Here is a 12,925-nt window from a genome sequence, read left to right on the forward strand (position 1 = left end):
CCTGTGGGCGCAGGCTTGCTCGCGAATGCGGTGGTTCAGTAACAGATGTACCGACTGAAACACCGCCTCGGGGGCAAGCCCCCTCCCACAGGCTCTGACCCAAATCGATTCAAGGAGAAACACCCATGATCCCAGTAATCCTTTCCGGTGGCAGCGGCTCACGTCTTTGGCCGCTTTCCCGTAAACAGTTCCCCAAGCAATTCCTGGCCCTGACCGGTGAGCACACGCTGTTCCAGCAAACCCTGGAGCGCCTGGTGTTCGAAGGCATGGACGCCCCGATCGTGGTCTGCAACAAGGACCACCGTTTTATCGTCAACGAGCAACTGGCCGCGCGTAAGCTTGAATGCCAACGCATCCTGATGGAACCGTTTGGCCGCAACACCGCGCCGGCCGTGGCCCTGACCGCGATGATGCTGGTCAATGAAGGCCGCGACGAGCTGATGCTGGTGCTGCCCGCCGACCACGTGATCGACGATCAGAAGGCCCTGCAACGTGCCCTGGCCCTGGCCACCGTGGCCGCCGAGCGCGGCGAGATGGTGCTGTTCGGCGTCCCGGCTACGCGTCCGGAAACCGGTTACGGCTACATCAAGTCCACCAACGATTCGCTGCTGCCAGAAGGCGTGAGCCGCGTGCAGCAGTTCGTGGAAAAACCCGATGAAAAACGCGCCGTCGAGTTCGTCAAGAGCGGCGGCTACTTCTGGAACAGCGGCATGTTCCTGTTCCGCGCCAGCCGCTTCCTGGAAGAGCTGAAAAAACACGACCCGGACATCTACGACACCTGCGTACTGACCCTGGAGCGCAGCGAGCAGACCGCCGACACTGTGACCTTCGACGACGCCACCTTCGCCTGCTGCCCGGACAACTCCATCGACTACGCCGTCATGGAAAAAACCCAGCGCGCCTGCGTGGTACCGCTGAGCGCCGGTTGGAGCGACGTGGGTTGCTGGGCGTCGCTGTGGGCGGTCAACGACAAAGACGCCAACGGCAACGTGAGCAAAGGCGACGTAGTGATCCAGGACAGCCGCAACTGCATGGTGCACGGCAACGGCAAACTGGTGTCGGTGATCGGCCTGGACAACATCGTGGTGGTGGAAACCAAGGACGCGATGATGATTGCCCACAAGGACAAGGTCCAGGGCGTCAAGCAGATGGTCAACACCCTCAACGAACAGGGCCGCAGCGAAACCCAGAACCACTGCGAAGTGTATCGTCCGTGGGGCTCCTACGATTCGGTGGACATGGGCGGCCGTTTCCAGGTCAAGCACATCTCGGTCAAGCCGGGCGCGTGCCTGTCGCTGCAGATGCACCACCACCGCGCCGAACACTGGATCGTGGTCAGCGGCACCGCTGAAGTGACCTGTGACGAGAACGTGTTCCTGCTCACCGAAAACCAGTCCACCTACATCCCGATCGCCTCGGTGCATCGCCTGCGCAACCCGGGCAAGATCCCGTTGGAGATCATCGAAGTGCAATCGGGCAGCTACCTGGGCGAAGACGACATCGAACGCTTCGAAGACATCTACGGCCGCTCGACGCCGGTAGAACGTGGCGTGTCGGTGAAAACTATCGCGCAGTAAAACAGTCGTACAAGAAGCCCTCGCCCAACCCATTGCGTCCCCTATCCGCAGTGGGTTGGGTGGGGGCTTTTTTTTGATTTTCGCTGGCTGTGAGGGCCTTATCGGGGCAAGCCCCCCTCCCACCTTTGATCTGTGAATACATTCCAATGTGGGAGGGGGCTTGCCCCCGATAAGGCCCGCAAGGCCACCACAGCACTCAAGCTACCCAATCCCACCTACGCTTAAGTTAGGATGCTGGTTCCAAATTCGAGGTGGTCTCCATGTTCTTCGGCGTTCTCCTGATCATCACCTGGCTGATCCTGCTGCTGCGCTACCCGGCCAAAGCACTGCCGGTATCCCTCGCCGCCTTGGCCGGCCTGGGTTGCGTGGCCGTCTGGGTGGTGTGGCTGGACAACCGCGAAGCCTCACAATTGGCGCGCCTGGAACTGCGCATCACCTACGCGCCGCAGGACTGCCCGGCCGATCGGCCGCTGAAGCTGACCTTGAACAACGGCAACGACGTGCCCCTCACCGAACTGCGCTGGCGCGTGGCCGCCTACGCACCGGGCGACACCGTGAACCTGGCCGACAACGTCTACGCCGCCCCGCGCTATCGCGGCCCCGGCGAATTGCAGGCCGGCGCCACCTGGGACGATTGCCTGCCCACCCCACCGCTACGCCCCGGCTACCGCCCGCAAACCCTGGAATTTCGCGCCGAGCACCTGCAAGGCAGTTTCTCGGACTGACAAAGGACTGCTCCATGCCCAACGTACTCATCACCGGTTGCTCCAGCGGCATCGGCCGCGCCCTGGCCGATGCCTTCAAGGCTGCCGGCTTCAACGTATGGGCCAGCGCCCGCCGCCCTGAAGACGTAACCGTCCTCGCCGCCGCAGGTTTCACTGCAGTCGAACTTGATGTCAACGACAGTGATGCCTTGCAGCGCCTGGCCGAGCAACTGGGCGAGCTGGATGTGCTGATCAACAATGCCGGCTACGGCGCCATGGGCCCGCTGCTCGACGGCGGCACCGAGGCCCTGCAGCGCCAGTTCGAAACCAATGTGTTCTCCATCGTCGGCGTGACCCAGGCGCTGTTCCCGGCCCTGCGCAAACGCAAGGGCCTGGTGGTGAATATCGGCAGCGTTTCCGGTGTGCTGGTCACGCCCTTCGCCGGCGCCTACTGTGCGTCCAAGGCCGCCGTGCATGCGTTGAGCGATGCACTGCGCATGGAACTGGCACCGTTTGGCGTGCGCGTCATGGAGGTCCAGCCCGGCGCCATCGACACCCACTTCGCCAAAAATGCCGGCGCCCAGGCCGAACTGCTGATCAACCAACAATCGCCCTGGTGGCCGTTGCGCGAGGGCATTCGTGCGCGCAGCCAGGCGTCCCAGGACAAACCGACACCCGCTGCAGTGTTTGCGGCCGATGTGCTCAAGGCGGTGCGACAACCGCAACCGCCGCGCCTGTTGCGCTCGGGCAATGGCAGCCGTGCGTTGCCGTTGTTGGCGGCGTTGTTGCCCAAAGGATTATTGGAAACCGTGTTGAAAAAACGCTTTGGTTTGAATGGGAGTTTGTAAATGATCGACTACAGCGATTTCTTTGAAGAAGTGACCCAGACCCACATCGAGATCGAACAATGGTTTGCCGGCGTCGCGCCTGAAGGCACCCTGCAGAACCTGCTCGCGCGTTTCTCGCCCGACTTCAGCATGATCGCCCCCGCCACCGGCGCACGGGTGAATGCGGCCGGGGTCAACGCACTGTTCACCCGCCTGGGCGGCATGCGCCCTGGCTTGAAAATCACCTTGAGCGAAATGACCGGGATTGACCGCCACGCGCGCGGCGCCACGGTGACCTATCGCGAACATCAAGTGGACGACAGCGGCACGCAGACCGACCGCCGAGCCACCGTGGTGTTCGAGAAACAGGCCAGTGGTGCGCTGTTGTGGCGGCATTTGCATGAGACCTTCATCAAGACATAACACAGTCAAATGTGGGAGGGGGATTGCCCCCCCACATTTCAATTCTGCGCTTGGTCAACGATCACCGTGCAGGTAATCCCCGCCGCCAACACCACGCCCTCCGGCACTTCATCAATGTGAATCCGCACCGGCACCCGCTGGGCCAATCGCACCCAGTTGAACGTCGGGTTCACATCGGCGATCAGTTCGCGGCTCTCGGGGTTGTCGCGGTCGTAGATGCCGCGGGAGATGCTTTCCACATGGCCCTTCAAGGTCTCGCCGCTCATCAGTTGCATATCGGCGTTGTCGCCGACTTTGACATGGGGCAATTTGGTCTCTTCGAAGAAGCCATAGACCCAGAACGAGTTCATATCCACCACGGCCATCTTGGCCTCGCCGATGCGTGCGTAGTCGCCACGGTGGACGTTGAGGTTGGTGACGTAGCCGTCCACCGCCGCTAAGACCTGAGTCCGTTTCAAATTCAGTTCCGCCGCTTCCAGCTGGGCCAGCGCATGTTGGTAATCCGCCAGTGCCGAGTCGGCGATGTTGCTCGCGTCGTCGCGGTTTTCCCGGGAGATCACCAGCGCGTCGAGGTCGGCGCGGCGGTGGGCGTTGACCTTGCGCATTTCCCAGGTGGCTTTGCGCGAAGCGACAAGGGCCTGGGCCTGTTTGACCGCGATGCGGTAGTGCTCCGGATCGATCTGCATCAGCAGGTCGCCCTTTTTCACCAACTGGTTGTCGCGCACCGGCACGTCGACCACTTCACCGGTGACGTCGGCGGCGACATTGATGATGTCGGCGCGCACGCGGCCATCGCGGGTCCACGGCGTCTCCATGTAGTGCACCCACAGCGTGCGGCCAATCCAGATCGCCAGGGCCAGTACCAGCAAGGTGGCGAGCAGGCTGAAAAATTTTTTCATCGGGGCATTCTCAACGGTAGACGCTCAGCGCCAGGGCGCCGAACAGGCAAACGAACAGGCTCAGGCGCAGCAGCGCCGGGTGCCAGAAAAACCGGTACAGGTCGAACCCGGCCAGGAAGCGGTCCAGCGCCCAGGCCAGCACGGCGGCGATCAGGAACATCAGGGTCATGGTCGGCATGTAGAGGCCGTGGAATGCGATCTCACGGGGCATGGGAGGATCCTTTGAGGGTCGCCAGCGGCGATTGCGGGTCCAGCAGCGAGGTGCGGATAAAGTGCAGGTAGCTTTTCACCCGGCGCAGGGCCGAAGTGTCGAAGTGCGGAGCGAACGGTTCGTCAGTGGCCTGCACGCGGCTGATCGCATGGTCGACGGCGACGAGCCCGCGCTCCAGATTGCTCGCGCTGGGCTGCAGGAACAGCCGCACCAGCGAACGACCCATCACGCGGATGGCCTGGCGCCACGGCTGGGATTCGGCGTACGCCGGGTGCACCGGCAGGATCGCCTGTTCCTTGCGCAACTCGATGATCGCGTGGCCGACCTCCAGCACCACAAACATCCAGCGCAGCAAGTCGCGCTGCACCTGCGGCTGGCCCACGGCGAGGCCGTAGGCCTGGTGCAACAGGTCGCGGGTGCGGCTCTCGAAACTGGAGGCCAGGCCTTTGAGCCTGCCGCTGATGGCATACACCACTTGTTCGCGCAGGTCCTGCTCCAGGCGGCGCCACAACCAGCGGCTGTTGGGGGGCAGGATGATCGCCCCGGCCGCCGCGCATACCAGCATGCCAATGACCATGGCGATGTAGTCGTTGATAAAGGTGTAGGGGTTGTAGACCGTGAGGTTGTCCGGCACCGAACCGGTGCTGAAGAAAATCAGCAGGCCCACACCGACACCGGCGTATTGCGGGCGTGAGGCGAGAAAGGCGCCGGCAACGATGACCGGTGCGAGCATCACGCACAATAGTGGGAAACCGTCGATCCAGGGGAACACGAAGAACATGTCGACAAACCCCACCAGGGCACCGATGAAGGTGCCGCAGGCCATCTGAAACGCCATGCGCTTGGGGTTGGGCGTGGCGGCGGACAGGCCGACGGTGGCCGCTGCGATCAGGGTCATGGTGGCGCCGCTGGGCCAGGCGGTGGCGACCCAGTAACTGCCCAGCACAATCAGAATGAACGAGGCGCGAATGCCGGATGCGGCGCAAGCCAGCCAGTTGGTTTTCGGTGTGTAGGGCTCGTCCCAGTCTTCACGCGCGTGACTGTGATCGGCCAGGGAGGCATGGGTCTGCGCGTAGTTGTGCAGGTCGTCGACAAAGCGGTACAGCAACTCGTAGGCAGTATGGAAATCCAGTTGCTCGGCTTCGGTGGGCTGCGTTTCCTGGAAGATTGCGCGCAGGCTGCGCACGGTGGCGGGCAAGCCGTCCTTGTAGGCACTCAATTGCGTCACCAGGCGGGCGGCATCGGGACTCGTAAGTGCACGTGCGGAGAAACCATCGAGCCGTTCGGCAAGATCCTGCAAGCCAGGTTTGATCGCCGCGACCACGTGGTCGGCGGCATCGGCGCGCAGGCGTTCGAGCAATTGGTGCAAGGCGTTGAAGCGTGTGGTGACGCTCATGAATTCGCTGTTGAGACGGCTGAGGCGACCGTTGCGCCGGCGCATGTGCGGGTCTTCGAACACGGTGACGCTGCGCAGTCCTTCCAGGCCCACGGCTTCGGCGATGAAGCGCACGTTGCCGGCCTCGAAGGCGTCGCGCTGGCTGCGCCCGCGCAGGCCATCGGTGACGAACAACGCGAATACCCCAAAGCGCTGATAAAGTGCATTGCGCATGGCAGCGCTGGAGGTCTGCGGCAGGATCGCAGCACTGACCAACGTCGAGCAGATGATCCCCAAAGAGATTTCCAGCACGCGCCACACCGCCGCCATGAATGCGCCATCCGGATGCGCCAGGGCCGGCAGGCCGACCATCGCGGCGGTATACCCGGCCAGCACAAACCCATAGGCGCGAAAGTTGCGATTGCGCGTGGCGCCGGCGGTGCAGATGCCGACCCAGATCGCCAGCGCACCAAGAAACAGCTCGGTGTTCTGCGCAAACAGGGCGATCAGCAAGACCATCACCGCCGACCCCGCCAGGGTGCCGAGGAAGCGGTAAAAACTCTTGGCGAACACCTGGCCGCTCTGCGGCTGCATCACGATAAACACGGTGATCATCGCGGTGCGCGGTTGCGGCAATTCCAGGCGCATGGCCAGCCACAACGTGAGAAATGCCGCGATCAACACTTTGAAGATATACACCCAGGTCACGCCGTCGCTGCGTGCCCAATCGAAAAAACCACGGCGCCACTCAAGGGCGTGCAGCCAGCGCAGCGGTGCAGGCAAGGAAGTCATCGCAAGCTACTCAGTGATCGAACACGGCCAGCGCCGCCGGGGTTTTGCTCGGAAGGGTCTTGGCGGGTGCCGGCACGTCGTCGCCGGCACCGAGGCCGCCGCCCAGGGCGGTCACCAGTTCGGCGTGGGCGCTCAGGCGCGCGGCCTGCACCTGCTGCTGGATTTGTTGCTGGCGAAACAGCAGGGTCTGGGCGTTCAGCACGTTCAGGTAATCGGTGAGGCCGCGTTGGTAGGCGATCATCGCGATGTCATAGGTTTTCTGCGCCGAGGCCACCGATTGCGCGGCGAAGGCCTGCTGCTTGTCCATGGACTCGCGACGGATCAACTGATCGCTGATGCCCTTGAGCGCGTTGACCAGGGTCTGGTTGTAATGCGCCACCGCGATGTCATAACCGGCGCTGGCTTCACCCAGTTGGGCGCGCAGGCGGCCGCCGTCGAAAATCGGCAGGGTGATGGCCGGGCCGACGCTGTAATTGAATTTTTTACCGGCCAGGAATTCCAGCATGCCGCCGCCGGTGGCCATGTAACCGAGGCTGCCGACCAGATCGACGTTAGGGTAGAAACCGGCATGGGCCACATCGATGCCCCGTGCCTGCGCCGCCACTTGCCAGCGACTGGCGACCACATCCGGACGTTGGCCGAGCAGTTGCGCGGGCACGCTCGACGGCAGTGCGAGCGGCGCAGCCAATGACAGGCTCGGGCGCCGCAATTGCGCGCCCTGCCCCGGCCCCATGCCCGCCAGCGCCGCCAGTTGGTTGCGGCTCAGGGCGATGGCTTCGTCCAGCGCATCCAGTTGGCGATGGGTTTCCGGCAACGGCGTTTCAGCCTGGCTTACGTCGAAGTGCGTGCCGATCCCGGCATTGAGGCGTTTGTTGGCCAGGTCGAGAATCTGCTGTTGCTGGGCCAAGGTCGCGGCGACGATGTCGCGGTTGGCGTACTGCAACGACAGCTGAATATAGGCGCGCACCACATTGTTCTGCAGTTCGAGCTGGGCCTGGCGCGCTTCGGCGGCGCTCATGTGCGCCAGATCGACCGCCCGCTCGGTGGCATTGCTTTCGCGCCCCCACAGGTCCAGGGCATAGCTCAGGCCCAGGGACGAATTGTTGTCCCAGGTGTTGGCATCGCTCAATTCGCCCGGCCCGTAGAACTGATCCTTGGGCCAATTGTGGCGTTTGAGGGTGGTGTCGCTGTTGATCTGCAGCGCCTCGGCCGACTCGGCCAACCCGGCCATGGACCGCGCCTCACGCACCCGCGCGGTGGCCATGGCCAGGCTTGGGCTGTGCCGGGTAGCGAGATCGACCCAGTGGTCCAGTTGCGGGTCGCCGTAGGCTCGCCACCACTGCGCGGTGGGCCAGTGGGCGTCTTGCGTCGCCTGCTGGATCGCCTCGTCGGTCGCCAGTTGATTGGCGTCGAGGGCCTGGCCTTGCGGGGCGATTCCTCCGGTTCCGATGCAGCCGCTGATTGCTAACGATAAAGCCCAAACACTGAGAGTCTTCAGCTCTCTGCTGATGCGACGCGGCACGGCAAGCGAATTCCTGAGATGGGTGAAGCGGGAGAGGTGGCGCAATTCTAGGGGGCGCGGGGGATGCCGATAAGCGGGCATTCCTGTGAATCTTTGTTACCGTTCAGGCGATAATCCGGGCGTTTGCCCTACACAGTCCGGTGCGGGCAGCTTCACATAATGGGCAACATTCATTTCTTGCGGAGCCGCCCATGCTTCCTCCCTTGTGCGTCCTTGCCCCTGCCGCCGCGCCTCTGTCACCCGCCGAAGCCTGCGCCGACGGCTTGCGCAGGCAACTGCACATTCATCCGGCACCGCTGAGCCCAGGTAGGTTGCCCTTACAGCGCGATGCGCGCTGGGTCCTCGACACGGTGCTGGAAAAGCTGATGAACCTGGCCGGCTATCCGCGCGATAAAGAGGCGCTCGAAGCGCTTCATCACACCCTGTCCAACAGTCCGGCCAGGCTGGAGATGGCGGCTGAGGAACTGCCCGATTTCTATCATTTTTTCAAAAAGGCCGAGCACTTGCTCAAGCGCCACCGCAGTGTCGATGATCCAAACATCGAAGCTGACTATCGCTTGTGCCGCGCCCTTAAGTGGCAGTTCCGGGCCGCTACCAGCGATACCAGGCACACGCGTCTGACCCAAGGCGTGTTGTCAGCGCTGGGTTATATCGATGCCGGTGGTAAACGTATCAACCATCGCCACCTTGGCTACGAATTCGCGCTGGAACCCACGCGACAGTCAAGTGCAGGCCCTTACCTGGCGGCCGATTCTCTGCTGGAAGTTACCGACGACCAGCGCATCAGGAGCACCCGCGTGGTGGGCCTGCTGGGCAAACTGAACTCGACGCTGGCGAACGTGACGGCGGGCACGTCGGGTCAGCAACTGGGAATCGGCTATTTATCCTCACGGGAGTACCCAAGCCTTGCGCACTATGCCGATGCCCGCAGCCACTCGGTGCGCACGTCCCTGAGTGAAAATATCGCCCGGACCGTACGGAATTTTCCGGCCATTTTGAGTGACCGTTTCCATTTGCAAAGGCATCGGGACTACAGCGCACAGAGCCAGCCCTACACCCGCGAGGCACTGGCCGCCAATGGCCTGGGCGACGTTGAATTGCCCTGCCTGCAACACACCGAGCAGCCGGTGATGACCGAACGCGGTTCTAAAATGACTGCAGGCAGCAGACTGGCGCTGGATGTCTTCAGCTTCCTGAAGGTAAACACTGCGATGGCGCTGACATTGCAACGCACTGTGCAGTCCAAGACGCTTGATATCCTTGGCCTGTACGACACAGCGCCGGCGCTGGCCCGGCAGCAACTGGCCGCCCGACAATCGTCGGCGGACACGCCGCTCAAGCTGCTGGCGGATCTGAATGCACAGGTGGCGTCCAGCAGCCGACACTTTGTTCAACAGCTCAACTCACCGCGCGCAAACGCCGTCGTTGACCTGCGCACTCAACAGGCCCACTCACTGCTGGAGCGCTACGTGCTGCTTCAGGACCTGGGGCCTGTCGATCCAGTGGTGAACGCAGACATACGCGACCTGATCCAGCAGCACCGCGCCCTTCTGCGGCCGCAGGCATTGTGCGTCTATCAACTGAAGGCCCCGACCCAGATACTGAGCGGGTCGGTGGGCGCCTCGGTCTCGTCCCGGGCCGAGGGCGGTAAAGGCGTGACCCTCGAGGTCAGCCACCGAACATCCGACGATCCACATTTGAGTGGCGACTACCTGACGATTGATATCGCCCCGCTCAAATGCAAAAAAGGGGTGGTCACGGCACTGCGCGAAGTATTGGCGGCCCTGGGTAAGCAAACCTTCGACTGGGAAGACCTGATCCACTCCATCAGCGCATCGCTGCTCGACCCCGCCCGACAGCCGTCCACCCACGTGCTGGTCAAGATCAAGCATGGGCAACCGGTAGTGCTTCTGACCCGCCATACCCGCGACAAGCATCGCGACCTGGCCTTGCCGGAACCGATCAGCCACTACACCGGCGTCCAGTTGCAGTCGTTGCGCACCCGGCAATCGCTGCACAAGGAGCAATGGGGCACCGATTCGCTGGACCACCTGCTACCGGTCGCCCGCCGCTACCTGGCCAACCCCGAAGACAGGCCCGGCTGGGACCGTTATATAGAGGCACACAGCGAAGACCTGTCCAAGCTGCTCGACGCCATGGGCCGACAATCACCGGGCAGTGTCCTGAGCGCTGAGCTGGACGCACTCAGGCGTATCGGCCCGGCACTCGATCAGGCGGTTGAAACGCTGGCACAGCAGGCCGCCGACACGCTTGCGGCGCCGACACCGGAAAATCGTGCGCGGGCGCGACAGGCATTGGACCGGATGTTGCTGGCTTACCTGCCGCACTATGTGGCGAAAGTCAGCGAGGCCTGGCGGTTGGACTGAGCCCTGGCGGGGATTTTCATCGACTTAGGTCGTGCCCAGCGGATACACACCTGCTGGCAACTTCATGTCACAATTTGCCATCGACCTTGAGAACCCCCCATGGACACTTTGCAAAACATGCGCGCCTTCAGTTGCGTGGCCGAAGCCGGCAGCTTCACCGCCGCCGCCGCCCAGCTGGACACCACCACGGCCAACGTCTCGCGCGCGGTCTCCAACCTTGAGGCCCATCTGCAAACCCGCTTGCTCAACCGCACCACCCGCCGCATTGCCCTCACCGAGGCGGGTAAACGCTACCTGCTGCGCTGTGAACAGATCCTTGCGTATGTCGAGGAGGCCGAGGCCGAGGCCAGCGACGCCCATGCCCGCCCCGCCGGGCAACTGAAAGTGCACACCATGACCGGTATCGGCCAGCACTTCGTAATCGATGCCATCGCCCGCTACCGCCGCACCCACCCGGACGTGACCTTCGACCTGACCCTGGCCAACCGCGTGCCGGACCTGCTCGACGAGGGCTATGACGTGTCCATCGTGCTGGCCAGCGAACTGCCGGACTCGGGCTTCGTATCCCAGCGCCTGGGCATCACCTACAGCATCGCCTGCGCGTCGCCGGACTACGTCAAGGCCAAGGGGTGCGCACAGCGCCCCCAGGACTTGCTCAACCACGCCTGCCTGCGCCTGGTCAGCCCGGTCATTCAGTTGGACAAATGGACGTTCAATGGCCCCGAAGGCCAGGAAAGCGTGGCGATCAACACCTCGCCGTTCCTGGTGAACTCGGCCGACGCAATGAAAACCGCCATCACCAGCGGCATGGGCGTCGGGCTGCTGCCGGTGTACGCCGCCATCGAAGGCCTGCGCAACGGCACCCTGGTGCGGGTGATGCCCAACTACCGCTCCCAGGAGCTGAACCTGTACGCCATCTACCCGTCGCGCCAGTACCTGGATGCGAAGATCAAAACCTGGGTGGAATACCTGCGCGGCTCACTGCCGGAGATTCTGGCGGCGCATCAGGCCGAACTGGTGGCGTATGAATTGAGCGGCAGCCTGGGTGGGGTGCGGTTGGCTAATTGATAGCCAGCAAACAACACAGTGTGTCCGGTACCCAGATTGGATCGGCGGTGTCCTGACAACCGCCGGCAGGAATGTTAGCGTGCCTGGCATTCTTCCGTAGTCGATGAGCCCCGCCTGCCATGAAAAAGACTGTCCTCGCCTTCAGCCGCATCACCCCGTCGATGATTGAACGCCTGCAACAGGACTTCGAGGTGATCGCGCCGAATCCCAAGCTGGGGGATATCAACGCGCAGTTCGCCGAGGCCCTGCCCCACGCCCACGGCTTGATCGGTGTGGGCCGCAAACTGGGCCGCGCGCAGCTCGAAGGCGCGGGCAAGCTGAAGGTGGTGTCGAGCGTGTCGGTGGGCTACGACAACTACGATGTGCCGTACCTCACCGAGCGTGGAATCATGCTCACCAACACCCCCGACGTGCTGACCGAAAGCACCGCCGACCTGGCGTTCGCCCTGTTGATGAGCAGCGCCCGCCGCGTGGCCGAGCTGGACGCCTGGACCAAGGCCGGGCAGTGGAAGGCCAGCGTCGGCGCACCGTTGTTCGGCTGCGATGTGCACGGCAAGACCCTGGGCATCGTCGGCATGGGCAATATCGGCGCGGCGGTCGCGCGGCGCGGGCGACTGGGGTTCAACATGCCGATCCTGTACAGCGGCAACAGCCGCAAGCCGGCGCTGGAACAGGAACTGGGCGCGCAGTTGCGCAGTCTCGAGCAATTGCTGGCCGAAGCGGACTTCGTCTGCCTGGTGGTGCCGTTGAACGACAAGACCCGCCACCTGATCAGCACCCGCGAGCTGGGGCTGATGAAGCCCAGCGCCATCCTGGTGAATATTTCCCGCGGCCCGGTGGTGGACGAACCGGCGCTGATCCAGGCCTTGCAGAACCGGACCATTCGCGGCGCCGGGCTGGACGTGTACGAGCAGGAACCGCTGGCCGAGTCGCCGCTGTTCCAGCTGAGCAATGCCGTGACCCTGCCGCACATCGGCTCGGCCACCACCGAAACCCGCGAAGCCATGGCCAACCGTGCCCTGGACAACCTGCGCAGCGCCCTGCTCGGGCAGAAGCCGCAGGATCTGGTGAACCCGCAAGTGTGGAAGGGCTAAAGCCTGGGCCGCGCAGGTCGATAACCTTCCATAGATCGTCCTCCCT

Annotated in this window: 11 protein-coding genes; 7 read left to right on the plus strand and 4 right to left on the minus strand. The window is 63.3% G+C overall.

Annotated elements, in window-relative coordinates; translation table 11 throughout:
- Positions 1–125 precede the first annotated feature (125 nt).
- The 4 genes from QRN10_RS03015 (at position 126) to QRN10_RS03030 (ending at position 3,531) form a co-directional block, all read left to right on the plus strand.
- On the plus strand, positions 126–1,577 hold the full coding sequence (locus QRN10_RS03015; protein ID WP_181078500.1) for a mannose-1-phosphate guanylyltransferase/mannose-6-phosphate isomerase: 1,452 nt from the start codon (positions 126–128) through the stop codon (positions 1,575–1,577).
- A gap of 260 nt (positions 1,578–1,837) precedes the next feature.
- Positions 1,838–2,302: a multidrug transporter gene (locus QRN10_RS03020; protein WP_181078502.1), complete on the plus strand. Its 465-nt coding sequence runs from the start codon at positions 1,838–1,840 to the stop codon at positions 2,300–2,302.
- Positions 2,303–2,316: 14 nt separating this feature from the next.
- Entirely contained in the window at positions 2,317–3,129 is an 813-nt protein-coding gene (locus tag QRN10_RS03025; protein ID WP_266248003.1) for an SDR family oxidoreductase, read from the plus strand.
- Positions 3,130–3,531, plus strand: coding sequence for a nuclear transport factor 2 family protein (locus tag QRN10_RS03030; protein WP_181078506.1), 402 nt, complete (start codon positions 3,130–3,132; stop codon positions 3,529–3,531).
- Between the two features lie 38 nt (positions 3,532–3,569).
- On the opposite strand, the gene QRN10_RS03035 is transcribed toward QRN10_RS03030, so the two are convergent.
- The 4 genes from QRN10_RS03035 to QRN10_RS03050 are packed head-to-tail and all read right to left on the minus strand — an operon-like array spanning position 3,570 to position 8,330.
- Complete coding sequence (locus QRN10_RS03035) at positions 3,570–4,430, minus strand: efflux RND transporter periplasmic adaptor subunit (RefSeq protein ID WP_181078508.1); 861 nt, start codon at positions 4,428–4,430, stop codon at positions 3,570–3,572.
- 10 nt (positions 4,431–4,440) lie between these two features.
- Positions 4,441–4,641 (minus strand): DUF1656 domain-containing protein, encoded by a 201-nt coding sequence (locus QRN10_RS03040; RefSeq protein ID WP_003171907.1) that lies wholly within the window; start codon positions 4,639–4,641, stop codon positions 4,441–4,443.
- The gene (locus QRN10_RS03045) at positions 4,631–6,808 is read right to left on the minus strand and encodes an FUSC family protein (RefSeq protein WP_285427822.1); all 2,178 of its coding nucleotides are present in this window, start codon (positions 6,806–6,808) and stop codon (positions 4,631–4,633) included. The genes QRN10_RS03040 and QRN10_RS03045 overlap by 11 nt, the downstream gene beginning before the upstream one ends.
- 10 nt (positions 6,809–6,818) lie before the next feature.
- Positions 6,819–8,330, minus strand: coding sequence for an efflux transporter outer membrane subunit (locus QRN10_RS03050; RefSeq protein ID WP_285427823.1), 1,512 nt, complete (start codon positions 8,328–8,330; stop codon positions 6,819–6,821).
- Positions 8,331–8,521: 191 nt separating this feature from the next.
- Between QRN10_RS03050 and QRN10_RS03055 the strand changes: the two genes are divergently transcribed.
- The 3 genes from QRN10_RS03055 to QRN10_RS03065 all read left to right on the plus strand — a co-directional run bounded on the left by QRN10_RS03055 (position 8,522) and on the right by QRN10_RS03065 (position 12,879).
- On the plus strand, positions 8,522–10,717 hold the full coding sequence (locus tag QRN10_RS03055; protein WP_285427824.1) for a hypothetical protein: 2,196 nt from the start codon (positions 8,522–8,524) through the stop codon (positions 10,715–10,717).
- A 99-nt stretch (positions 10,718–10,816) separates the two neighbouring features.
- Entirely contained in the window at positions 10,817–11,785 is a 969-nt protein-coding gene (locus QRN10_RS03060) for a LysR family transcriptional regulator (protein ID WP_181078516.1), read from the plus strand.
- Between the two features lie 119 nt (positions 11,786–11,904).
- The gene (locus tag QRN10_RS03065; protein ID WP_253510543.1) at positions 11,905–12,879 is read left to right on the plus strand and encodes a 2-hydroxyacid dehydrogenase; all 975 of its coding nucleotides are present in this window, start codon (positions 11,905–11,907) and stop codon (positions 12,877–12,879) included.
- Positions 12,880–12,925 lie beyond the last annotated feature (46 nt).

The organism is Pseudomonas sp. lyk4-R2A-8 (assembly GCF_030209095.1).
Classification (GTDB): domain Bacteria; phylum Pseudomonadota; class Gammaproteobacteria; order Pseudomonadales; family Pseudomonadaceae; genus Aquipseudomonas; species Aquipseudomonas quebecensis.